Origin of the sequence: Clostridium sp. BJN0001 (assembly GCF_022869825.1) — a bacterium.
GTDB lineage: Bacteria > Bacillota > Clostridia > Clostridiales > Clostridiaceae > Clostridium.
Window position 1 is genome coordinate 2,145,001 of the sequence record NZ_CP094971.1, and the last position, 23,461, is coordinate 2,168,461.

General features: G+C 29.2%; 19 protein-coding genes and 18 tRNA genes. 2 read left to right on the forward strand and 35 right to left on the reverse strand.

What is annotated here, in order from left to right; translation table 11 throughout:
- Positions 1-92 precede the first annotated feature (92 nt).
- The 25 genes from MTX53_RS10470 to rdgB all read right to left on the reverse strand — a co-directional run bounded on the left by MTX53_RS10470 (position 93) and on the right by rdgB (position 7,579).
- Positions 93-482, reverse strand: coding sequence for a hemerythrin family protein (locus MTX53_RS10470; protein WP_244833737.1), 390 nt, complete (start codon positions 480-482; stop codon positions 93-95).
- An 84-nt stretch (positions 483-566) separates the two neighbouring features.
- Positions 567-1,262, reverse strand: a complete 696-nt coding sequence (locus tag MTX53_RS10475) for a helix-turn-helix transcriptional regulator (RefSeq protein WP_244833738.1) — start codon at positions 1,260-1,262, stop codon at positions 567-569.
- Positions 1,263-1,414: 152 nt separating this feature from the next.
- Entirely contained in the window at positions 1,415-2,215 is an 801-nt protein-coding gene (locus MTX53_RS10480; RefSeq protein WP_244833739.1) for an MBL fold metallo-hydrolase, read from the reverse strand.
- A gap of 167 nt (positions 2,216-2,382) precedes the next feature.
- Complete coding sequence (locus tag MTX53_RS10485; protein WP_244833741.1) at positions 2,383-2,754, reverse strand: YckD family protein; 372 nt, start codon at positions 2,752-2,754, stop codon at positions 2,383-2,385.
- A 95-nt stretch (positions 2,755-2,849) separates the two neighbouring features.
- A complete protein-coding gene (locus tag MTX53_RS10490) occupies positions 2,850-4,304 on the reverse strand; it encodes a HAMP domain-containing sensor histidine kinase (RefSeq protein ID WP_244833742.1) in 1,455 nt (484 codons plus the stop codon).
- Between the two features lie 2 nt (positions 4,305-4,306).
- A complete protein-coding gene (locus MTX53_RS10495; RefSeq protein ID WP_348521783.1) occupies positions 4,307-4,966 on the reverse strand; it encodes a response regulator transcription factor in 660 nt (219 codons plus the stop codon).
- 177 nt (positions 4,967-5,143) lie between these two features.
- Positions 5,144-5,219, reverse strand: a tRNA-Arg gene (locus MTX53_RS10500).
- 47 nt (positions 5,220-5,266) lie between these two features.
- A tRNA-Gly gene (locus MTX53_RS10505) sits at positions 5,267-5,340 on the reverse strand.
- 10 nt (positions 5,341-5,350) lie between these two features.
- Positions 5,351-5,425: transfer RNA gene (locus MTX53_RS10510), tRNA-Gly, on the reverse strand.
- 7 nt (positions 5,426-5,432) lie between these two features.
- Positions 5,433-5,517: transfer RNA gene (locus MTX53_RS10515), tRNA-Leu, on the reverse strand.
- Positions 5,518-5,527: 10 nt separating this feature from the next.
- A tRNA-Lys gene (locus MTX53_RS10520) sits at positions 5,528-5,603 on the reverse strand.
- 27 nt (positions 5,604-5,630) lie between these two features.
- Positions 5,631-5,706, reverse strand: a tRNA-Lys gene (locus tag MTX53_RS10525).
- A gap of 7 nt (positions 5,707-5,713) precedes the next feature.
- Positions 5,714-5,787: transfer RNA gene (locus MTX53_RS10530), tRNA-Gly, on the reverse strand.
- A gap of 8 nt (positions 5,788-5,795) precedes the next feature.
- Positions 5,796-5,870 (reverse strand) — tRNA-Gly (locus MTX53_RS10535).
- 6 nt (positions 5,871-5,876) lie between these two features.
- Positions 5,877-5,961: transfer RNA gene (locus MTX53_RS10540), tRNA-Leu, on the reverse strand.
- 10 nt (positions 5,962-5,971) lie between these two features.
- Positions 5,972-6,047 (reverse strand) — tRNA-Lys (locus MTX53_RS10545).
- A 5-nt stretch (positions 6,048-6,052) separates the two neighbouring features.
- Positions 6,053-6,127 (reverse strand) — tRNA-Gln (locus MTX53_RS10550).
- Between the two features lie 9 nt (positions 6,128-6,136).
- A tRNA-His gene (locus MTX53_RS10555) sits at positions 6,137-6,212 on the reverse strand.
- Between the two features lie 4 nt (positions 6,213-6,216).
- Positions 6,217-6,293 (reverse strand) — tRNA-Arg (locus MTX53_RS10560).
- Between the two features lie 28 nt (positions 6,294-6,321).
- Positions 6,322-6,395: transfer RNA gene (locus tag MTX53_RS10565), tRNA-Gly, on the reverse strand.
- Between the two features lie 16 nt (positions 6,396-6,411).
- A tRNA-Pro gene (locus MTX53_RS10570) sits at positions 6,412-6,487 on the reverse strand.
- A 4-nt stretch (positions 6,488-6,491) separates the two neighbouring features.
- A tRNA-Arg gene (locus MTX53_RS10575) sits at positions 6,492-6,568 on the reverse strand.
- Between the two features lie 110 nt (positions 6,569-6,678).
- A tRNA-Gly gene (locus tag MTX53_RS10580) sits at positions 6,679-6,752 on the reverse strand.
- Positions 6,753-6,769: 17 nt separating this feature from the next.
- Positions 6,770-6,845 (reverse strand) — tRNA-Pro (locus MTX53_RS10585).
- Between the two features lie 116 nt (positions 6,846-6,961).
- Positions 6,962-7,579, reverse strand: a complete 618-nt coding sequence (rdgB, locus tag MTX53_RS10590; RefSeq protein ID WP_244833746.1) for an RdgB/HAM1 family non-canonical purine NTP pyrophosphatase — start codon at positions 7,577-7,579, stop codon at positions 6,962-6,964.
- An 81-nt stretch (positions 7,580-7,660) separates the two neighbouring features.
- Here rdgB and MTX53_RS10595 point away from each other — a divergent pair, with 81 nt between their 5' ends.
- A complete protein-coding gene (locus MTX53_RS10595; protein ID WP_244833747.1) occupies positions 7,661-9,262 on the forward strand; it encodes a hypothetical protein in 1,602 nt (533 codons plus the stop codon).
- A gap of 39 nt (positions 9,263-9,301) precedes the next feature.
- On the opposite strand, the gene MTX53_RS10600 is transcribed toward MTX53_RS10595, so the two are convergent.
- Positions 9,302-10,765, reverse strand: a complete 1,464-nt coding sequence (locus MTX53_RS10600; RefSeq protein WP_244833748.1) for an ABC transporter substrate-binding protein — start codon at positions 10,763-10,765, stop codon at positions 9,302-9,304.
- Between the two features lie 117 nt (positions 10,766-10,882).
- On the opposite strand from MTX53_RS10600, the gene MTX53_RS10605 reads away from it, so the two are divergent.
- Positions 10,883-11,164, forward strand: coding sequence for a hypothetical protein (locus tag MTX53_RS10605; RefSeq protein WP_244833749.1), 282 nt, complete (start codon positions 10,883-10,885; stop codon positions 11,162-11,164).
- A gap of 56 nt (positions 11,165-11,220) precedes the next feature.
- On the opposite strand, the gene gatB is transcribed toward MTX53_RS10605, so the two are convergent.
- The 9 genes from gatB to MTX53_RS10650 form a co-directional block, all read right to left on the reverse strand.
- Positions 11,221-12,654 (reverse strand): Asp-tRNA(Asn)/Glu-tRNA(Gln) amidotransferase subunit GatB, encoded by a 1,434-nt coding sequence (gene gatB, locus MTX53_RS10610; RefSeq protein WP_244833750.1) that lies wholly within the window; start codon positions 12,652-12,654, stop codon positions 11,221-11,223.
- A gap of 19 nt (positions 12,655-12,673) precedes the next feature.
- A complete protein-coding gene (gene gatA, locus MTX53_RS10615) occupies positions 12,674-14,131 on the reverse strand; it encodes an Asp-tRNA(Asn)/Glu-tRNA(Gln) amidotransferase subunit GatA (protein WP_244833751.1) in 1,458 nt (485 codons plus the stop codon).
- 21 nt (positions 14,132-14,152) lie between these two features.
- Positions 14,153-14,443, reverse strand: a complete 291-nt coding sequence (gatC, locus tag MTX53_RS10620; protein WP_244833752.1) for an Asp-tRNA(Asn)/Glu-tRNA(Gln) amidotransferase subunit GatC — start codon at positions 14,441-14,443, stop codon at positions 14,153-14,155.
- Positions 14,444-14,539: 96 nt separating this feature from the next.
- Positions 14,540-14,812, reverse strand: a complete 273-nt coding sequence (locus MTX53_RS10625) for a hypothetical protein (RefSeq protein ID WP_244833753.1) — start codon at positions 14,810-14,812, stop codon at positions 14,540-14,542.
- 33 nt (positions 14,813-14,845) lie between these two features.
- Positions 14,846-16,810 (reverse strand): NAD-dependent DNA ligase LigA, encoded by a 1,965-nt coding sequence (gene ligA, locus MTX53_RS10630; RefSeq protein WP_244835488.1) that lies wholly within the window; start codon positions 16,808-16,810, stop codon positions 14,846-14,848.
- A gap of 53 nt (positions 16,811-16,863) precedes the next feature.
- Positions 16,864-19,101 (reverse strand): DNA helicase PcrA, encoded by a 2,238-nt coding sequence (pcrA, locus tag MTX53_RS10635; RefSeq protein ID WP_244835489.1) that lies wholly within the window; start codon positions 19,099-19,101, stop codon positions 16,864-16,866.
- A 407-nt stretch (positions 19,102-19,508) separates the two neighbouring features.
- The gene (locus tag MTX53_RS10640) at positions 19,509-20,225 is read right to left on the reverse strand and encodes a pseudouridine synthase (RefSeq protein WP_244833754.1); all 717 of its coding nucleotides are present in this window, start codon (positions 20,223-20,225) and stop codon (positions 19,509-19,511) included.
- A 152-nt stretch (positions 20,226-20,377) separates the two neighbouring features.
- Entirely contained in the window at positions 20,378-21,130 is a 753-nt protein-coding gene (locus MTX53_RS10645) for a lytic transglycosylase domain-containing protein (RefSeq protein WP_244833755.1), read from the reverse strand.
- 78 nt (positions 21,131-21,208) lie between these two features.
- On the reverse strand, positions 21,209-23,281 hold the full coding sequence (locus MTX53_RS10650; protein WP_244833756.1) for a triple tyrosine motif-containing protein: 2,073 nt from the start codon (positions 23,279-23,281) through the stop codon (positions 21,209-21,211).
- Positions 23,282-23,461 lie beyond the last annotated feature (180 nt).

A 23,461-nucleotide genomic window follows, 5' to 3' on the forward strand; every position in this document is an offset into this window, starting at 1 on the left:
CCTTTTATACCATAATTGAAAGATGGCAATTTACCATCTTTCTTTTTTTATTTACTAGATAACTTTATAATTATTATCTTTTTTAATTTCATTTACTTTCCTATAAGCTTGTCTATATTACAAATATGATGAGTAAGCCAATTAATTAAAAATTCTAATATTTGTCTTATATATTCATTTTGCTCTTCATCTATTTTAGTAAAATCAATGCTTTCTATTTTTTTAATAAACTCATTATGCTCAATCTTCTGTGAAAATAAACGTTTATATTTAATACTCTCCATATATCCTTCTTCTTCTGTAAAATGAAAAACTGTATAATCTCTCAATTCATTTATTAATTCAACTATCTTATCATATTTATCTACAATTAAATCATTTACTAGTAGATTATATGTTCTATCAGCTATATCAAATAAAACTTTATGCTGATCATCCAATTTTTTTATTCCTGTTTTATATTCATCTTTAAACTCATACATAATTAAACACTCCTTTTTTTATAATTATATCATAATTATAAAATTTGGAATTCGAAATTAATTCTAAAAATAATAATTATTATCTTACATACAGACAGCTATATGTATATCCATATAATCAATTCCATCTTTTTTATACTCTTTTTCATAACATTCAATAATATTTTTTATTGATTTCTCCTTTATATTATTAACTTTCATATATGACATAAGTGTCTTATATGCATTTTCAATCAGATCAAACGGTGAACTAAATGGATCTTTAATTGTGATAATTGCATATTTTTGAGTCTTCTGTGTTTCTATATCTATATTATTTTCTTTATGTGCAAAATCTGATGGAAGTATACATGCGGCAGAGTAGCCATGCATATGATAGACATTTTTTTGCTGCTGTGAAACAAGTGGAAAATCCCATCCAATAATTTCAGCATTATCTATGCCATTATAGCATGACCATTTTTTCATATGATTTATTGCATCTTCTTCAGGACTACTACTTATTACTGTATATTTTATATAATTGAATTCTTTAACCTCTTCTATTCTTATATCAGAATATGATTCATTTATTAAATTCATATTTTCACGTACAAGCTGATCCATTGAACATGAAAAATACTTGCAAAGCTCAACTATCTTATCTACCTCAGGATATGCAAAATTAAGTTCCCATTTTGAAACTGTCTGTCTAGATACTTTTATTTTTTCTGCCAATTCCTCTTGTGTCATCTTGTTATGCATTTTTCTTAAAAACTGTAAATTCTCTCCAAAACTCATAATGTTATCTCCCCTTTCTTCAATAACATTATTATATAGAGAATAATGTGCGATTTCTACCAACCACAATTTTCCTTTTTTCATAATTCAGCACTTAATAGTTGCATAAAAAAAGTTTTACACTTTTTTTATGTGTAAAACTTTTTTAATACTTATATTTCAATTTGTTCTAAATCATCTGGCACATATAAATTTCCAAAGTAAAATTTCTTTCCTTCAGCAATATATAATTCTTTTCTTTTTAATATATTTTTATCTTCAGTATGATAAAGTACTAAATTTTTAACGTTTAATCTTTGAGCCATTTCGCATGCATCCTTAACTGTACTATGATGTTTTTCATACGGATTAAATTTATCTTTCTCTGAAAAAAGACAAAAAGCCTCATGCATAAGCCATTTACTGCAAGATACATAATATTTTTCTGCATCATTATAAGGTTCATCTCCGCAGCATGTAAATTTTTCACCATTTTCAATATCCATAGTAAAACCATACTGCTTTGCTTTTGTTGAATGAATATCAAAGAAAGTTATTTTATGACCTATTATATTATAGTCGCTTCCATCATGCACAGGAATAAGACGAAGTCTTTTTCCAATAAAATCTGTCTGTTTTTTCTGAAGAAGTGTTTCTGATATATCTTTTATTATATTAATAAGTTCTTCGTGTGCATAAATTCTAGCTTCGCCTTCATAATCACCCTTAGCCATATGCTGACAGATTAGACGCACCATCCATATTATTCCCATGACGTGATCTATATGTTTATGTGTAACAAATATATCCCTTATATCTTTCCAGTTTATATTAACTTTTTTAAGTTGGTTTAAAAGAGTATTTCCACCTCCACCATCAACTAAAAAGTATTTATTATTTTCTGATAAAACAAAACATGTATTATAGCATTCAGTAGCTAGTGCATATCCAGTTCCAAGCATCGTAAGTTTCATAAAATTGCCTCCATTTTAAATTTTTCATAAGTTTTACTGAGCTTATTATATCATATAAAATAAAGCACTAAGAAATCCTCTATAAATTACAATCTATATTCTTTTCTAATAATTTAAAACATAAAAAGGTGTCATACTTTTTTTGTATGACACCTTTAAAATAATTTCTATTTGCTTGTGCTGTTAGATCCATTGCCTCCAAGACCCTTATTTAAACCATATCTAGGGCGATCCTCTTTACTTTTTCCGCTTCCTGTACAATCTGCTGATCTTTCTGTAATTTCAGCCTTTATTTCATCTGCTCTTTCCTGTGTAATAACTCCTCTTTCTACAGCAGCATCTATTCTCTCAAATTTTGAATCAAGCATTGTTTGTTTTGCTTCTTCAAGTGATGCTCCGCCATCCATAAGAGACTGAACTCCAGTAGTATTATTATTCCTATACCCTGTATTATTTCCAAATTCAGCTGCAGATACAACTTTTGCTCCTCCAAGTAATAAAGCTCCTGTTAACATTAATCCAAATAATTTCTTTTTCATAATTGTAACCTCCTAAAATTTAATCTTTAATTAACTCTACATCTAGATTCTAATTTATAAATGTCACAAGCATGTCACAGGAATTTAATACTTTTTTAAATTCTTCTAAGTTTAATAAAAAACTCTACACCATCTGAAATATTTTTAACTCCACACTCACCATTATGAAGTTTAATTATCTGCGAAACTATAGCAAGACCAAGTCCAACTCTTTTTTCTTTATAATTTCTGACTTTATCTGAGCGTACAAATCCAATCCATATTTTATCCATATCTTTTTCATCTATATTTTTTCCGCTATTAAATACAGAAACTATAACATATTCTGATTGATTATTTATTTTTATAGAAATTTTTTTATTTTCATCAACATGACTTACCGCATTATTTATATAATTCTGAATAACCTGTTCTATTCTTATTACATCACAAAAAACATCAGCTTTTTGCAAATCAATCGAAACTTCTATTTTTTTTTCGTTAAAAATAAGATAATTTTTTCTAACTATTTTATCAATCAAATTATCTATAGATACTTTTTCAAATTTTAATTTAAATGTTTTTGACTGAAGCTTATATAAATCTAAAAGATCACTTACTATAACCTGCATTCTTTCTGACTCTTCTTTAATTATGTCAAGATAATAATCATTCTCTTTTTCATCTTTTATAAGATGCTTACAAAGCATCTGTGCATAACCCCAAATAACTGAAATAGGACTTTTTAATTCATGAGAAACAGATGATACAAATTCTCTCTTCAATTCATCATTCTTTTTTTCTTTATCTATATATTCAATAAGACTTTTATTTTTTTTATTAAGTTCATCTAGCGAACTACTTATTTTTTCAGATAAATTATTTACACTTTGAGCTAAAATTTCAAGTTCATCACCTGATTTTATTAAAATAGGATCTGAAAAATCAAGCTCAGTTATTTTCTGAGTTTTTTTTGTAATTTCAATTATAGGTTTTGTAAATCTATCTGCAAATATAATTGCGATAACCATTAAAATTATTGTTATCGGTAAAAAAATTAAAGAAATAAGCTTTACTGATTTTTTTACGCTCTCATCAATAGAATTAATAGAAACTTGTATAACTATTTGATAATTTTCTTTTTTCATATCATAAAATACAGCTAGAAATTTAACTCCTGTAGATTTATCATTTATTTCTTTTTCAGAAATATTATCTCCAATATCCTTTGTTTCAATGACTTCAAATCTGTTAAGAGAACTCATAATATTAGAATTTCTATTATTTTTTCCGCCTTTATAAGTTGCAAATATAGTTTTTTGAACAGATAAATCTTCAACTGCTATTTCAGCATTATATTTATTTGCAACTGAATATATAAGATTTGAATAATCATCTTCTATATTATTAGAAATAATATTATTAACCTCTTTTGCCGCATGTTTCATTTCATTAAGTCTTTGACTTTTAAAATAATATTTAAAAGTAAGTGAATAAATCAAAATTCCAGATAAAAATACTGCAAGTATCATAAAAATACCTAAGATCAATTTTTTTCTAATCGAATTCATTCTTATTCTCCCAACTTATATCCATATCCTCGTATGGTTTTTAAATATTTAGAATATTCCCCAAGTTTATTTCTAAGTCTATTTATATGAGTATCTACAGTTCTAGTATCTCCAAAATATTCATTTCCCCAAACCCTTAATAGCAGTGTATCTCTTGATATTGCAATATTTATATTTTTTAAAAAATATAAAAGCATAGAATATTCTTTAGGATTAAGTTCCACAGTATTTTCATCTATTTTAACTACATGTTTAAGAGAATCCACTTTAATTCCTTTATAAATTAGAAGATCATTTTTATTATTTTGTTTTATAAGACGTTTAATACGAGCAAGTACAAGCTCAATATTAAATGGTTTTGAAATATAATCATCAACACCTATCTCAAATCCAAAAAGTTCATCCAAATCGCTATCTTTAGCTGTAAGCATAATTATAGGTACTTGAGATGTTTTTCTAATTTCTTTACATACAATCCATCCATCATAAATAGGCATCATTACATCTAGAATAATAAGATCAATTTTATTTAGTTCAAATTTATCTATTGCTTCTTCTCCATCTTTTGCAGTTATAACTTCATAACCATTAAATTTCAAATAATCAGATAATAATTTTACTATTCTTTCATCATCATCAGCTATTAAAATTTTCACTATCATTCCCCCTAAGATTTATTCTTTTACCTTTTTGCATTCAATTTACTATTAGTTTAACATTTATTTTCTAATATAACCTTATATATAATTATGTTTTGTAACTTAATCACAATAAAAAAGCAGATATAAAATTTCTAATTTTATATCTGCTTTACAATATAATAACTTATTAAATAAATATGGTGCACCCAGTGAGATTCGAACTCACCTCTTAGGATTCGAAGTCCTGCATTCTATCCAAATAGACTATAGGTGCTTAAAAAATATATTAAAAAAGCAACTTAATCCTAAGCTGCTTAAAAATGGAGCGGGTGATGAGAATCGAACTCACGTGACTAGCTTGGAAGGCTAGGGCTCTACCATTGAGCTACACCCGCATATTATATTTGGAGCGGAAAACGGGATTCGAACCCGCGACATCCACCTTGGCAAGGTGGCACTCTACCGCTGAGCCATTTCCGCTTATTTTTGGTGCAGATGAAGGGAGTCGAACCCTTACACCGTAAGGCGCTAGATCCTAAGTCTAGTGCGTCTGCCAATTCCGCCACACCTGCATTTGGAATTTGGTGGCTTACCCGGGAATCGAACCCGGGACACCATGATTAAAAGTCATGTGCTCTACCGACTGAGCTAGTAAACCATAATTGTTTTTTAGTTTTCATTAAAATGGTGCGTTATCGGGGATTCGAACCCCGGACACCCTGATTAAGAGTCAGGTGCTCTACCAACTGAGCTAATAGCGCATATAAATGGAGCGGGTGATGAGAATCGAACTCACGTAACTAGCTTGGAAGGCTAGGGCTCTACCATTGAGCTACACCCGCAATGTATTTGGAGCGGAAAACGGGATTCGAACCCGCGACGTCCACCTTGGCAAGGTGGCACTCTACCGCTGAGCCATTTCCGCTTATTTTGGTGCAGATGAAGGGAGTCGAACCCTTACACCGTAAGGCGCTAGATCCTAAGTCTAGTGCGTCTGCCAATTCCGCCACATCTGCATTTAAAATTTGGTGGCTTACCCGGGAATCGAACCCGGGACACCATGATTAAAAGTCATGTGCTCTACCGACTGAGCTAGTAAACCAAAATTGGCTGGGATGGCAGGATTCGAACCTACGCATAATAGAGTCAAAGTCTATTGCCTTACCGCTTGGCGACATCCCAAATTAAATATGGGGTGGACGATGGGACTCGAACCCACGACAACCAGTGCCACAAACTGGCGCTCTACCAACTGAACTACGTCCACCACATGGTGCGTTTTAAGGGATTCGAACCCCCGGCCCACGCCTTAGAAGGGCGTTGCTCTATCCAGCTGAGCTAAAAACGCATATTGTATAAACTAATTAAAGTTTAAATGGAGCGGGTGATGAGAATCGAACTCACGTGACTAGCTTGGAAGGCTAGGGCTCTACCATTGAGCTACACCCGCATATTAAATTTTTAAGTGGTCGGGGTGACAGGGCTTGAACCTGCGACCTCATGGTCCCAAACCACGCGCGCTCCCATCTGCGCCACACCCCGATACTGGTGCGTTTTAAGGGATTCGAACCCCCGGCCCACGCCTTAGAAGGGCGTTGCTCTATCCAGCTGAGCTAAAAACGCATATTTAAAAGTGCTTAACATCTAAACATCTTCTGCAAATGAATTGCTATGATTCTTCACAGAACGATTATTATTGTAACTTATCACTAAGCTTTTGTCAAGACTTTTTTTGGAGCGGGTGATGAGAATCGAACTCACGTGACTAGCTTGGAAGGCTAGGGCTCTACCATTGAGCTACACCCGCATAACAAATTTTTTAAGTGGTCGGGGTGACAGGGCTTGAACCTGCGACCTCATGGTCCCAAACCACGCGCGCTCCCATCTGCGCCACACCCCGATATCTTAAAACATCTCTTAGCGACAATGACTATTCTACAATATCATTTGCATTTCGTCAATACTTTTTTTCAATATATCGTTAAAATATGAAAAAAAGTTGCTTTTTTGCCGCCATTATTTCTTTAAAATTCCATTTATTATATTTTTTATGTTATGTAATGCATTAAATCTATGGCTTACTGTATTCTTTTTTTCTTCTGAAACTTCTCCAAAAGTTTTTTCAAATGGTTTATAGAAAAATATAGGATCGTATCCAAATCCTCCTTGGAACATAATTTTATCTGTTATGTATCCTCTTACACTTCCAGAAGCTGTATAATATTCTCCTTTATCGGTATATAAAGCTATATTACATATAAACTGTGCTCCTCTTTTTTTAAGTGGCACTCCTTCAAGATTATTTAAAAGTTTTATATTATTTTTTAAATCATTTCCATGTTCTCCTGCATATCTTGCTGAAAATATTCCTGGCTCACCTTTTAAATAATCCACTGAGAGACCAGAATCATCAGATAAAACTAAAAATTCTTTGTCTCCCCTTTCTATTAAATATTTATATATTTCATATGCTTTCTTTTTAGCATTTTCTTCAAATGTTTTTCCATCTTCTAAAACATCTATCTTGATATTTTCTTCTTTTAATGATCTTATATTTAAATCGAAATCTTTAAGCATATCCTTTATTTCTTTTATTTTATTTTGATTATTACTCGCAACAATTAGTTTTTTCATTTTTTCTCCTTATTAGTTGTTCACTTTTCAATATTTATTTCATACTTATATATATGAGAAATTTTATAGAGGTGTAATACATTGAAATATATTGGTCCTTTTTTCAGAATGAATAATCTTTCACAAAATGAAATAAAAAGCCAGCTATTTCATTTATCAAAAGAAACAGTAAAATCAATAGTATTAAATTCAAAATGTGGCCTTCTTGCATCTTTTAAGAATTCAAAAAATTCTTCTATAGATGATATTAGCATATTAAACAATTTTTCTCCACTTTTATGTATGTACAAAAAGGCCTCTCCATTATTTATTCATAGTAAAACAAGTCATGGACTAGATGAATCTTCATTCAAAAAAGACATTACTCCATTTTCAAATGCACTTATGACTTTAAGTTTATTAGAACTTAGTGAATACTATTCGCATTATGACAGTAGAAATATTCCTTCATTCAGTAAATCATATTCGTATCTTGCAAAAAAGCAGCTTGATTTTTACTCTGAAAATTTAAGGAATCCAGAAGGTCTTTTTGTTACTAAAAAGAATGTATCAGATGCTAATATGAAAGGTTTTGTTCTTGTTGATAAAAATAATGATTTTAAATTTTCTGATCAAGCTTTGATGATGGATGCTTATTATCTTTATTATTATTATAATAATAATGACAAAAATGCTGATGAGTATAAAGATTTTTCACTAGAAATTCTTTCAATGTTTAAAGAATATAACTATGCTTTATACGATCTTTCTTTTTCAGAAAACTTAATTAACTTCATGGCTTTTAATATTTTTTATGAATATTCATTAAATGAAGACTGCAGAGAACTTATTTTAGATATAGGTGATTTTCTTATGTCAAAATTTTATGAAAAAGATTATTATATGAGTTCAATAACTGATTGCTCTCTCTTTGCAGTAGCATTAATGAAAGCTTATCAGCATACAAAAATAAATACATTTAAGGATATGAGCTATGATATTGAAGATAAGCTTATATCACTTTATAATAGTGACAAAAATATTTATCTTAAACTTTCAGATAAAAAAGATTTTAAATTTTCATGCAATGAAATTAATAGTTACTTACTATCTCTTATAATTTATTCTGATAAATCACAAAGAGAAATTGAATTAAAGCCTGTAATATCAGGTATTTATAGAAAATTTTATGTTGATTCAAGTCTTTTAAATAGCTGGCCTGCTGCACCTACAATAGATGAAGCTGAGAGATATAAAAATTTAAGTTTAAGTTCTAATGATATGCTAGATGAAACTTTCTTTAGAATGCCTAATATGCAGACTCCTGAAAGTAGTGGACTTGCTTCAGTATTTATAAAAAATATAAGCTATTCAAGAAAAAAAGAGAATTTTTCTGTCTCCAAAAATACATTTGACAGCGAAAAAAATATGCTTAATTTCTTTTTGAATATACATTTTTATAAACCTTCAATAAAGAAAATCATGGGATTTAATGATAATGAAATTGAATTTAAAAAGTATATATCAACTAATCAGTCAAAAAAAGATGAAATTTTATCTGATATTAAACCTGAAAGTAAAATTATTAGCCCCAGACCTTCTGAATCTTTGCAAATTAAAAATAATCATACAAAATCAAAAGTAAAAATGCATAAAGCAAAACATCCAGCTGCTCTAAAAAAGAGAGCTAAAAAAAATAAGTAGTTTCTATATCCTGATATAGATTTTTTCTATATCAGGATATTATTTTGGAAATTTAACATTATTATTTCCATCAATAGTTAGCTTAAAATCTTCATAAGAACATACTATATTGTCATTAAAAAATACAACTGGAAAGATTTTAAAGTTTAAGAATAAATTTTCCTCAAGTTCAGCGTATCTTTTATCTTCTATCATATTATTTTCATCCACAGTAAGATATTTAGAATACGATAAATAAAAATCATCTTTCTTCTCTTCCGATATATCAGAATTACATAGTATTATATCATAATGCGATTTTAATTCATCATCATTAAATTCCATATCATCTGCCTCTGTATAATTTACTTTTATATCTGTATTAGTTTCAAACCATTCCTTTATAGCTTCAAGTATTATACGATTTCTTAAATTATCCTCTCCAATTATAGTTATTAACTCAGGTTCTTCATATTCTTTTTCTTTTGATGAATACACCTTTCTTTGCTGAATCTTGTAAATGTCATCTTTTTCTTTTCTAAAATAACATCCTTCTGAAAGATCAAATTCTTTAGTGTTATCTTTTAAATAAGAAGACATTGCAGAATTTATATAATTATAAATTTTTTTTCTTCCTTCTAACGGAAGTTCATCTTTATTAAATACAATAAATGCTCCCTCATCTCTTTTAATAGTTGTTAAATTATCATCTTTTGATAGCTTTGAAAGCTCTACTGACGGAGGATTTATAAGACACTGTATATTTTTCATTTCATAAGATGCCATAGCCTCTTCTGAGCTATCCTCTTTAATAAACATTATATTTGATATTTTAGAATCTTCATTTGTATTTTTTAAAATAATACTTTTTTCATCAGCACCTATTATTTTATAGTTTCCACTATAGAGTATTTTTGAAAAATTATCATCAATATTACTCCAGTCTTTTAAATTCTTCCTTATCCTATATTGAGGCTTTGATATATCTTCTAAAAAGTTATCATCTTTTTCATTAAGTCGTATAGTAAGTTCATCTTCATCTACCATTATTGCAACATTCTTATCAAAATTAGATTTATTCTCTCTATATGAAACTACTCCATATATATTAAGCAGTGCTTTTATATCAGAACCATTTTCTGATGAATCTATAAGCTCTTTAAAATACTCTTTTATATCTAATGGTGTAATTGCACTTCCATCACTAAAAAATGCGTCTTTTCTTATTTTAAATCTATATTCAATACCATCTGAGTATGACTCTACACTTTCTGCAATATCAGGCATTACTTTTCCATCAGATTCTTTTGAAACAAGACCTCTTGAAACTGCACATAAAATATCCTGACTTCGTTTATCAAAATCAGATATATTCATAAAGTCATCAGGAATAGTATCTACTGCAAATTTAACTATGCTTTTATCATTATCTGAAACTTGTTCTTTATATTTTACGTTAAATAGTGTAAAACTTAATATTACAATGACAGATAAAAATACTAATAAACTTATCAATTTCTTCAATATTATTCCTCCTAACGTATATATAATTATGCTCAATTCTATCATTTTTAAACATAGTATTTTAATTTTTAGAAAGATTTGATATAATTTATATTAAAAAAGTAGGTGTTAATTAGAATGGATTTACTAATTTCTATATTTTTAATAGTATCAATCGTCTTTATGTTTATATTTACATTTCTTGGAATATGGATATTTATTATAGGAATAAAAGCATATAAGCAGACACGTTATAGGAACTATATACTTGAGAAAATAGATAAGAGGCTTTCTGTAGTTTCAGATCATTTTAATCAAGGAAATAATGATTATTCATATCTTACAGGAGAAACACCATTTGAATTTGAAGATGATGATAATACAAAACTTGACAATATTAAAAATTTTTCAAAAAAATAAAAAAGAGTTTTATGAAAGCATTTAAACACTTTCATAAAACTCTTTTTTTAAATAAATTAAATTCTCTTCTTAACTTCTTCTGCAACTAATTTATTTGCTATTCTTGGATTTGCCTGACCTTTAGTCTTTTGCATTACTTTTCCTACTGCAAATCCTAATATATTTTGTTTTCCAGATCTATACTGCTCTACAACTTGTGGATTTTCATCTAAAACTTCAGCTACAACTTTTAGAAGTGCTCCTTCATCGTTGTTAACTTTAAGTCCCTTTTCATCTATTATAGTCTTTGGAGATGAACCTGTATTAAACATCTCTTCTACTACCTTTTTACCAATAGCATTAGTTATTGTCTTATTTTTAATAACTTCTATAAGTTCTGCAACATCAGAAGGTTTAAATTTAAGTTCCTCAATCCATGTTCCCTTTTCATTCATGAGTCTTGAAATATCTCCCATGATCCAGTTTGATGATGCTTTAGGATCTTTTGATATCTTTGCAGTTTCATCAAAGAAATCTGCCATACTATCAGTTAATGTTAAAACATGTGCATCATATTTAGGAAGTTTATAGTCTTCTATAAATCTCTTTTCCTTTTCATATGGAAGTTCAGGAATTGATTTTTTAACTTTATCAATCCAATTATCAGAAATATTTATAGTAACTAAATCTCCTTCTGGGAAATATCTGTAATCATTAGCCTCTTCTTTGCTTCTCATTACAGTAGTTTTTGCTTCATTTTCATCCCATCTTCTTGTCTGAACTTTAAGTTCTTCACCTTTTTCTATCGCTTCAACCTGTCTATCATGTTCATATCTTAAAGCTTTTTCAAGAGCTTTAAATGAGTTCATGTTCTTAATTTCTGTTCTTATACCAAATTTTTCAGTTCCCTTTTTTCTTACTGAAATATTTACATCACATCTTAAAGAACCCTCTTCCATCTTACAGTCAGATGCACCTATAGAATTCAATATGCTTTTAAGCTTTGTAAGATATGCTGTTGCTTCTTCAGGTGTTCTCATATCTGGTCTTGATACTATTTCTATAAGAGCCACTCCAGCTCTATTATAGTCGACTAATGTTCCTCTTTTTGTATGTAGAAGCTTACCTGCATCTTCTTCTATATGAATTCTTTCAATCCCTATTCTCTTTATGTTCTCATCTGCGTCCTCTATATCTATATATCCATCTCTACAAAGTGGAAGCTCATCCTGAGTTATCTGATAATTCTTAGGACAGTCAGGGTAGAAGTAATTCTTTCTATCCATTCTTGAAAGTTTTGTAATGCTACAGTTTAAAGCAAGACCTGCTTTCATTCCTAGCTCAACTACTCTTTTGTTAAGCTTAGGAAGTGAACCTGGAAGTCCTAAACATACAGGGCAAACATGTGTGTTAGGCATACCGCCAAATTCAGTTGTACATCCACAGTAAATTTTAGTTTTTGTTAAAAGTTCGCAGTGAACTTCAAGTCCTATTACTGATTCAAATTCCATCTCCTACGTAATCCTCCTTTTATAAATTAGGCTTTTTTTCATGCCATGTAGTTGATTTTTCATAGCTATACGCTAAATTGAATAAATTATCTTCTCTAAAATAGTTACCCATAATCTGTAATCCTACTGGAAGTCCGTTTGCTTCACCACAAGGAAGTGATATAGCTGGAATACCGGCTATATTTACAGGTACTGTATAAATATCTCCTAAATACATCTCAAGTGCATTGTTTGTCTTTTCACCTATCTTGTATGCAGGTGTTGGTGCTGTTGGTGAAATTATAGCATCATACGATTTAAATATTCTTTCAAAATCACCTTTAATAAGATTTCTTACCTTTAATGCTTTTTTGTAATATGCATCATAATATCCTGATGATAATGCATATGTTCCAAGCATTATTCTCTTCTTAACTTCTTTTCCAAATCCTTCACTTCTTGATTTAAAATAAACATCAATGGCATCTTCAGGATTTTCTGTTCTATGACCATATCTTATTCCATCAAATCTTGCAAGATTTGATGATGCTTCTGCACATGCTATTATGTAATATGCTGAAATAGCATAATCTGCAAGTGGAAGTGATACTTCACTTACTTCAGCTCCATTTTTCTTAAATACATCAAGCGCATTATATATCGCAGATTTAACATTTTCATCTAGGCCTTCTTTAAAGAATTCCTTAGGAACTGCTATCTTCTTTCCTCTTACATCTTCATTTAAGAAATTTTTATATAAAGGAACATTTTTATCTACAGTTGTAAAATCTTTTGAATCAATTCCTGCTATAGCCTGAAGTGATAAAGCACAATCCTCTACATCTCTTCCTAATGTTCCTACCTGATCAAGTGTAGAACCATATGCTACAACTCCGCTTCTTGATACTCTTCCATATGTAGGCTTAAGTCCTACAATTCCACAAAAAGATGCTGGCTGTCTTACAGAACCACCTGTATCTGTTCCTAGTGCTATTGGTGTTTCTTCTGCTGCAACTGCTGCTGCAGATCCACCTGATGATCCTCCTGGAACTCTATTTAAATCCCATGGATTTTTAGTTATTTTATATGCAGAATTTTCTGTAGATGAACCCATTGCAAATTCATCCATATTTGTTTTTCCAATTATTACAGCATCTTCATTTAATGCTTTTTCTGTAACTGTTGCATCGTATGGAGAAACATACGATTTAAGTATTTTTGATGCACATGTATTCTGCATTCCTCTTACACTTATATTATCCTTTAAAGCTAGAGGAACTCCTCCTAAAACTCCTAAATCCTCTCCTTTTTTTATTTTTTCATCAAGAGCTTCTGCTCTTTTTAGAGCCTCATCTTCTGCAACATATAAGAAAGCGTTGACTTTAGATTCTGTACTCTTTATTTTTTCTATATGAGATTTTGTAATCTCCTGCACAGATGCTTCTTTTTTTGAAATTATGTCTTTAAGCTCATGTGCTTTATATTTTGTAAAATCCATTATGTTACCTCCTGATTTTTTCTATTCTCGTATAATTGTAGGAACTAAAACATACTCTTCTAAATTATCTGGAGCATTATTAATTACATCATCAAGTTGAAGTGAAGGTTCAACTTCATCTTCTCTAAATTTATTTTCAATATAATAAGGATTTACTATTATATCTTCTTTTTCAGTATCTAGTTCATTTAATTTTTCAAAATATCCTAAAATCTGATTAAGACCTTCCTGAAGTTCTTCTTTTTCTTTATCATTAAATTCTAATCTTGCAAGTTCTGCAACATATTCAACGTCTTTTTTACTTACAGACATTATTTAAATCCTCCTTTAATATTAATCTATTACTATATTTTAACTTATATCAAAATGTAAAATCAAGTTATTATTTACTTTGCATTAATTTAACAATCATCTTATATAATTTACTATAAAAAAAACAAGACTTGCACTTATAAGAAGGCTTACTGCAGAATAAATAATTCTTTTTTTTCCAGTCTCATTAACAATGAAATTTACTGAAACAATAGCCATTGTTACACATATTCCAATCTGCATAGGAAGATATGAACTAAATAGCTGACTAACGTAATAAAAATTATATGTAGTCGTAAATGTGAATATTGTTATAATACTTGTTATGAATGAAGTAACAAATATTAAATAACTTATTAACCTTTTCAAATCAAGTCCCCTCCTTTTTTATATAAATTACTATTATTTTAACATATTTAAAAACTCTTCTTCTGAAATCACTTTGACATTAAGACTTTGTGCTTTATCAAGCTTTGATCCTGCATTTTCACCAGCTAAAACATAATCTGTTTTCTTACTTACACTCCCAGAAACTTTAGCTCCAAGGCTTACAAGTTTTTCTTTTATTCCAATTCTCGAAAAATTTTCAAGAGTTCCTGTAGGTACTACTGTCTTTCCTTCAAAAGGATTTTCTTTAACTTCATTTTTAATAAATACGGGATTAACATTACATTCAAATATCTTTTCTATTGTATTTATTACATTCTCTTCTTTAAAGAAAGCTGCAATATCTCTAGCTACAACATCTCCTATATCTGGTATCTCTACAAGATCATCAAAAGATGCATTTCTTAATTTTTCAAATGATTCAAATTTATTAGCAAGATCCCTTGCTGTCTTTACTCCTACATTTGGAATTCCAAGAGCATATATAAATGCATCAAGACTGCAATTTTTACTCTTTTCTATAGCATTAAGAAGATTATCAGCTTTTTTATCTCCAAATTTTGGCATCTTTAAAAGATCTTCTTTTTTAAGATTATAAAGATCTGATATAGATTTTATATTAAGTTTTTCAAATAGAACTTCTGCTGTTTTCTCTGAAAATCCAGCTATATCCATCGCTTCTCTTGAAGCATAGTGTACTATACTTTTTACAAGCTGAGGTTTACATGAAAGTGTATTCTCACAGAAATAATGTGCCCCATCTAAGAATACATGGCTGCCACATGCAGGACATACAGTTGGAGGCATTATCTCAGATGTTCCATCAAGAGAATCTTTAACTACTCCTGTAATTTCAGGAATTACATCATTACTTCGTCTTACTACAACATTAGCACCTATTCTTATTCCTTTTCTTCTTATATCGTCCATATTATTTAAAGTTGCTCTTTGAACAGTTGCACCTGCAAGCTCAACCGGCTGAAGTATCGCTGTAGGAGCTATTCTTCCGCTTCTTCCAACGCTCCATGAAACATCCTTTATCTTTGTTGTGGCTTCTTGAGCTTCAAACTTATATGCGACTGCCCATTTAGGAAATTTTATAGTATATCCTAGAAGTTCTCTTGTTTTTATATCATCAATTACAATAACAATTCCATCAATATCATAATTTAGATCAAACCTTATGTTTTTTATATACTCAATCTCTTTTTCTATTTCATCCATAGTTATGCATGTTTTCATATAATCATCAACAGGAAGACCTTTTTCTTTTATAAAAGCCATCATCTCTTTATAAGTTTTAAAAGGTGTCCCTTCATTATATCCTACGTCATAAAAAAATGCAGATAAGTTTCTCCTTGCAGTCTCTTTTACATTTAAATTTCTAAGTGCTCCAGCCGCTCCATTTCTAAGATTTTTAAGAGGAACTTTAGCTGATTCATTGTACTTTTCAAAAGCCTCTTCAGTCATAACTGCTTCACCATGAATTTCAACTACATTATGATTATCTATTTTTAAAGGTACTCTCTTTATTGTTTTAATCTGAGGAGTAACATCTTCTCCTGTAATTCCAGTTCCTCTTGTTGCACCAATTTGTAATATTCCATTTTCATCATAAGTAAGATTTATTGTAAGCCCATCAAATTTTTTAGTTAAAATATATTTTAAAGGTGGTAAGTCTTCTCCGATCTCACGCATATGCTTTACAAATTTGACGTTTCTATTATGCCACTCTCTTATCTCTTCAAGGCTCTGAGCTTTTCCAAGACTCCATAAAGGTGCTTTATGAGTATACTTTGTAAATCCTTCAAGAACTGTATCTCCTACTCTTTGAGTTGGCGAATATGGAAGAATATAATTTGTTTCCTCTTCAAGTTTTGAGAGTTTATCATATTCCTTATCGTACTCTTTATCAGTTACAGATGGATCATCAAGTGTATAATACTCATAAGCATATCTATTAAGTTTTTCAACAAGCATTTCAATTTCTTTCTTTTTATCCACTTCAAATCACCTTATCCTTATTTTATAAGTTAATTATATGCTTTTAATTTTGCAAAGGAAAGAAGAAGTATTTTTACTCCTTGTCTATCAAATGCAACTGTTACTTTTTTATCTTTAGAATCTTTCTGAATGCTTACAATAGTTCCGACTCCAAATTTCTGATGAACCACCTTCATTCCAAGAGATATCTCTGATTCAGTAAGATAATCATTGTCTATATTTTCTTGTGAATTCTCAGAATTTAAAGAAGAACTTCTAGATAAATTAAGTCCACTTCCTGAAACTTTTCTATCAGTTGTTCCTCCGCTAAAAAAGTTTCTATCTGATAACTTTTTAACACCTGAAGCTGAAACATACTCTTTTAAATTTGGTTCTATTTCACTTAAAAAATCAGATTGTGAATATGAAACAGTTCTTCCAAATACCCTTCTTTGATCAGCAGAAGTCATAAAAAGCTCTTCTTTTGCTCTTGTTATTCCAACATAGCATAATCTTCTTGCTTCTTCCATTTCCGATTCTTTATTAAACGCTGCATTACTTGGGAAAAGTCCATTTTCCATTCCCACCATAAATACAACTGGAAATTCAAGACCTTTTGCACTATGAACAGTCATAAGTAAAACCGCATCATCTTCGTCTTCAAGCTTATCTGTATCTTGAACTAAAGATACTTGCTCTAAATATGCAGAAAGTGATTTATCATCACTACTCTTTTCAAATTCAACAGCATCTGAAACAAGTTCTTTTAAGTTCTCAATCCTGCTCTTATCTTCAATCTGCTTTGAAGTTTCAAGTTCTTTTAAATAACCTGTTTCTTTTAAGATTGTTTCTATAAGAAGAGATACAGGCATTGTTTCTGCTTCATCCATAAATAAATTTATAAGTGATGCAAAACCACTTATACATGATATATTTCTCTTTGAAAGTGAAGAAACTGTATCACATCTATCTAATACATCGCACAAATTAAGCTCATATTCTCTAGCAAACTCTTGAAGTTTATTTACTGTAGTATCTCCTATACTTCTCTTTGGCACATTTATAATTCTCTTTAAACTTACATCATCTTGTGGATTTATTATAACTTTAAGATAACATAAAATATCTTTAATTTCTTTTCTATCATAGAATCTTGTACCGCCTATAATTCTATATGGAATAGCTTTTCTCCTTAAACTATCTTCAAAAATTCTAGACTGTGCATTTGTTCTATATAATATTGCAAAATCTTTATAATTTTTGTTTTTCTTTATCTGACTAATCTGATTTCCTACAAAATTAGCTTCATCAAGATCAGAATACGCTCTATATATCTTAACTTTCTTTCCATCTTCTTTATCTGTTCTTAAAACTTTTGATTTTCTATTTAAATTATGTTTTATAACTTCATTTGCAGCATTTAATATATTACCTTTTGATCTATAATTTTGTTCAAGTTTTATAACTTTAGCACCTGGATAGTCTTTTTCAAAATCTAATATATTTTTTATATCAGCGCCTCTCCACTGATAAATACACTGATCATCATCACCTACAACACATATATTCTTATATTTCTTAGCAAGAAGTCTTATAAATTCATACTGAACTCTATTTGTATCTTGATATTCATCTACCATTATGTATTTAAATTTATTCTGATAAAATGAGAGGACTTCTTCATCCTTATTAAAGAGTTCAACAGTCTTAAATATAAGATCATCAAAGTCAAGAGCATTGTTTTCATTTAGTCTTTTCTGATACATTTCATATACTGAGGCTATCTTCTTTTCTCTAAAATTAGCTTCATTTTCAATCATATAGCTTTTATAAGTCTGCATTCTATCTTTTGCTCTGCTTATTTTTGAAGTTATCTCCTGCTGTGATATATCTTTATCATCTATATTTAAAATTTTCATGCAGTCTTTTATAAGAACTTTTTGATCTGATGTATCATATATTGTAAAATTCTTTTTATATCCTATTTTATCTATTTCACGTCTCAAAATTCTAACACATGTAGAGTGGAATGTTGAAATCCACATACTATCTGCTTTATCTGAGATAATATTTCTAACTCTGTCTTTCATTTCTTTTGCCGCTTTATTAGTAAATGTAATCGCAAGTATATTATATGAAGGAATATTAAGATCCTCAACCATATGTGCGATTCTATGTGTTAAAACTCTTGTTTTACCAGAACCTGCACCTGCTAATATAAGAACCTGACCATCAACTGTTATAGCTCCTTCATACTGTTCTTTATTAAGTAATGACTTTAAATCCATCATTTTTTCCTCCCTAATACCTTTTCTGATAAATTATATTATACCATAATGTATAATCTATTATTTTAATAAGTTTTATAATTAAATGACGTAAAAAATTCATATATAAAGTATTATGATTTTTTTGTGTCATATTGTATTCAAGTTTTGCAACATCCGCTCTAAATCTGTCTTTTCTTGGTAAACGTTTGTATTAGAGCACAAAAAAAGTGCAACCTTTGGGGCGAGGTTGCACTTCAGCAATAAGCAATAAGCAATAAATAAAAAGGGGGCTATATATTCTTTTTATTTATCCTTGCAACTGATATTATAGGATATTGAACATAAAAATGCAAGTAATATCGTTAATATTATTTCAGTTTTTTAATTTTTATGAATGATTTTAATTCATTTTTCAAAATCATTCGTTACTTAACGTTTAATATACTTAATTCTTCTTCTGATAATTCTCTATATTCACCTTCATCTAAATTTGGATCAAGATGAATGCTTCCAAATTCTTTTCTCTTAAGATAAATTACTTTTTTATCGACTGCTTCGAACATTCTTTTTACTTGATGAAATTTTCCCTCTTGAATTGTAACTAAAACTTCTGAACCATTCTCTGATGCTTTTATTATTTTTAAATCTGCACTCATACACTTATATCCATCATCTAATGTGATACCTTTTTTAAACATAGCAATATCTTTTTCTGTTACTTCTTTGTTAATCTTTGCATAATAAACCTTATCAATATGATTTTTAGGTGATATAAGCCTATGATTAAGTTCTCCATCGTTAGTTAATAAAAGAAGTCCAACTGTATCCTTATCAAGTCTTCCAACTGGAAATGGTTCAAATACTTGATGCTGTGCTTCTAATAAATCTACAACTGTTTCTTCATTATTATCAAATGTAGCAGATATTACACCTGCTGGCTTATTTAACATAAGATATATATACTTTTTATATATAACTCTCTCACCATTTATTTCTATTGATGATTTTAATGGATCAATGCTCATTTTATTATTAGTTGCAACCTCACCATCAACATATACTATTCCCTTTTTTATAAAATTCTTAACATCTTTTCTGCTTCCATATCCTAGATTTGAAATTATTTTATCTAATCGTTCCATAAATATTCCTTTCTTCATCATAAATTAGTAAATTTTCAACTTTAATCATTGCCTCTTTATATTAAATCATAAATTCACAATTAAGTTAATAATAAAAAAGGCCCGCATATTTAAATGCGACAGCCTAATTATTATATATCATATTCAATTTTTTATCCATTTTTCCTATTATTATAGTCTGTAAGAACTGCTGGTACATAATTTCTAGTTTCAAGAGGCATTTTATAAAGATCTGCAGAACTTGTAACTCCTCTACTTTTCATTGTTCCTGCACCTGCGCTATACGCCATAAGACCAAGACTAAGATTTCCTCCGAACTGATCTATACAGTTTTTTAAAAGATGTGTTCCACCATCAACATTCTGATTTATATCATAACCATTTGTTACTCCATATGCGCTAAAATTTGCAGGCATAAGCTGCATAAGTCCCTGTGCTCCTGCTGATGATGTAACATTTGGCTTAAAATTTGATTCATGATTAATTATTGATAAAATCAAGTTTTCATCAATTCCATATTTTTTAGATGCACTTTTTACAGCATTCATTATCTTTGACATATCAGCAGTATTTGATTGACTATATGATTGTCCATAATACGCCGGCACCATTCCATTTACGATAAGGGGAAGATTCTCAAGGTTTATTCCCTCAGCACATTGTTGTTTTGCTCCGCTATGAACAAGTGGACTTCCTTCTTCTACTGCAGCTGATGAATTTGAATCACTTCCATTTTTTGAATCATTTAAAAGATTCTGCATTAAATATGCAAATGCTATATCTTGCACACCACTTGTATCACTATCCGATGATGTATCCGAGCTTGATGTAAGTTGTCTATTTCCCATCATTGATAATGCAAGTAGCTGCTCCTGAGACATGCCATTTAACTGAGTAATATCCATTTTATCCTCCATAATATTTCAATACTTTTCTTATGTTTATTATAATATTTTTATCTATTTTTTGCAAAACTATACAAATTAATATACAGTAAATGATTCTTCTGCATAATCGTCATAATTTTTTGTGCTATAGAAATTTTTTGCAAGAACAAGAACTTTAAATTTACCTTTATCAAAAGGTATAAAAGTGTAATACTGCTTTTTACTATATGGCTGAACCTTTGTCCACTCATTTTTTTTCATTATATAAAATTCATATAATATATCGCATCCTCCACAACTTTGTGCTTTTATTTCAATTTCATCATTAGATAAAAGTTTTTCATTATTTCCTCTTATATCTATTTTTGTATTTACAATAGGAAGACTTTCTTCAACATTTATAACAACTGTCTTTTTAGAATCAAATTCATTTCTACATTTAATATTTTTTGCATATATATCAAAAACATATTTTCCTGCTACTTTAGGAATAAATCTAAATTTTTTTGACATTTGATATTCTATCTCTTCTATTTTATTCTGATTAAAAGTTGTTTCATATCTAACTAAAGCTTCATTTGTATTTTCTATTATACATTCAATTTCAATTTCATCGCCTACAATAAAAGACTGTCTGCATGGAAGAATTATATAATCTATTTTTGCAGGAAGATACTTTAAAACATTTATTTTTGCAACTGATTCACAATCATACTCTTTTTCACTATACTTATCTTTTGTCCTAATAACAACTTCATAATGTCCGCTTTCTTTTGGCGTAAATGTTATCCAATTTTTTTTACTATATCTATAAAATTTTATCTTTTTATCATCTTGTTTTACTGAAAATTCATACTGAAGATGTGTTCCTCCTTCAGCCTTTACCATAATATTTATTCTGTCACCTAAAACAGCTTGACTTCCTTTATCAACAAGTATCTCTTTTATTTTAGGAGATTTTATTCCCCTTTTTTCAATAAAAAATTCTTTGCTAAGTAAGGTTTCGCATTCCCCTTTATAATTTTCATTTTTAGCATATACTGTGATTTTATATTCACCTGCTTCTTTAGGCTGCCATAAAAAAACATTACTTTGTGAATATCCAGAATCTTCTTTTATAATTCCATCAACATCAAATTTATATACTACTCTTCCTCCACCTTCTGAATAAACTTTAAACTTTATATCCATTCCAGTTGCCTGTGGAGATTCCTTGTCAGATTCAAGAGCTCTTATTTTTATATCTTCATATGGCTTTATCTCATAAAAAGCAATAGCTCTATCATCATATTCCTTTTCAGATAGTAATTCTTTTGCTAAACAAAGCATTCTGTATTTACCAGGTTCATGCTCAACATACTTTACTGTATCTAATGTTGAATAATCTTGAATGCATGTTTTTTTCCCATCAAGAGTGATCTTGTAAAATTTATATAATACATCACTTTCACTCTTTTTTTCTATACCAACTTTAAATTCGACCTCATTTCCAGCAATAAGTTTTTTAGATAAAGACTTAAATTCTACGATTTGAATCTTCTGTTTTTCCTTTACATTAATCTTTATAATTTTATCCTCTTCAAAATTTTCTCCTGAAGACGACTTCTTACACTGTACAAGTATCTCATTTATTCCACAATTAGAAGGAACATATGATAAAATATTCGATGCATCATAATCTTTTAAAAGTTTCCATTCATCATTTTTCTTTATATAAAATCTATATAACATATTTTTTATATTATTACATCGTACAGTAATTACACATTTTTCCCCTTCATATGGTTCTTTATTATTAATATCAATCTTTTCAATACATACTTTTTCCTGAGTATCATTTTTATATGAACTAAGACTTTCTGCTTCTTTTTCAGTAATTTTAAATTTTTCTCTCCCAAGATACTCAATTGACGCATTCTCATCTTTTTGTTTCCCTTGTACCATTATCATATATTCCCCTTTCTCTTTAGGTATCCAAATACAGCTATCCTTTTCTGAAAAGTCCTGTATAGTGCTCCAAACACCATTAAGCCCGCAAATAAATTTATACTCTAGCTGAATTTTATTTTCACTCTCATAGATAGCAGAAATTTTTATGCAGCTACCCTCTTTTTGGGGTATTTCTTTATCAAATAGTACATTCATTTCTTTTAATTCAAGTAAATCCATGAGCTACCCTCCTAAAACCAATATTAACATAATAATATCATTTCTGTATATTATTGTAAATTAATATTTTTCCTTTTACTTTCATTATACCATTTTTATCCAAATAATAAATTATAAATTGTAAAAGTAAATATAGAAGCGCTATTTATAAAATCGAAATCTTTTAACTTTTCTTTAGCC

Bases quoted from the DNA above. Each gene is read 5' to 3' on its own strand.
- MTX53_RS10650 (WP_244833756.1), bottom strand. From the start codon at position 23,281: ATGGATTTACTTGAATTAAAAGAAATGAATGTACTATTTGATAAAGAA.
- gatC (WP_244833752.1), bottom strand. From the start codon at position 14,443: ATGTCTGTAAGTAAAAAAGACGTTGAATATGTTGCAGAACTTGCAAGA.
- MTX53_RS10485 (WP_244833741.1), bottom strand. From the start codon at position 2,754: ATGAAAAAGAAATTATTTGGATTAATGTTAACAGGAGCTTTATTACTT.
- MTX53_RS10605 (WP_244833749.1), top strand. From the start codon at position 10,883: ATGGATTTACTAATTTCTATATTTTTAATAGTATCAATCGTCTTTATG.
- ligA (WP_244835488.1), bottom strand. From the start codon at position 16,810: ATGCTTGTTGAAAAACTTAATAGATATGCTTATGAGTATTATACACTT.
- pcrA (WP_244835489.1), bottom strand. From the start codon at position 19,101: ATGGATTTAAAGTCATTACTTAATAAAGAACAGTATGAAGGAGCTATA.
- MTX53_RS10480 (WP_244833739.1), bottom strand. From the start codon at position 2,215: ATGAAACTTACGATGCTTGGAACTGGATATGCACTAGCTACTGAATGC.
- MTX53_RS10640 (WP_244833754.1), bottom strand. From the start codon at position 20,225: ATGGAACGATTAGATAAAATAATTTCAAATCTAGGATATGGAAGCAGA.
- MTX53_RS10470 (WP_244833737.1), bottom strand. From the start codon at position 482: ATGTATGAGTTTAAAGATGAATATAAAACAGGAATAAAAAAATTGGAT.
- MTX53_RS10490 (WP_244833742.1), bottom strand. From the start codon at position 4,304: ATGAATTCGATTAGAAAAAAATTGATCTTAGGTATTTTTATGATACTT.
- MTX53_RS10475 (WP_244833738.1), bottom strand. From the start codon at position 1,262: ATGAGTTTTGGAGAGAATTTACAGTTTTTAAGAAAAATGCATAACAAG.
- gatB (WP_244833750.1), bottom strand. From the start codon at position 12,654: ATGGAATTTGAATCAGTAATAGGACTTGAAGTTCACTGCGAACTTTTA.
- MTX53_RS10645 (WP_244833755.1), bottom strand. From the start codon at position 21,130: ATGGATATTACTCAGTTAAATGGCATGTCTCAGGAGCAGCTACTTGCA.
- rdgB (WP_244833746.1), bottom strand. From the start codon at position 7,579: ATGAAAAAACTAATTGTTGCGAGTAATAATCAAAATAAAATAAAAGAA.
- gatA (WP_244833751.1), bottom strand. From the start codon at position 14,131: ATGGATTTTACAAAATATAAAGCACATGAGCTTAAAGACATAATTTCA.
- MTX53_RS10495 (WP_348521783.1), bottom strand. From the start codon at position 4,966: ATGATAGTGAAAATTTTAATAGCTGATGATGATGAAAGAATAGTAAAA.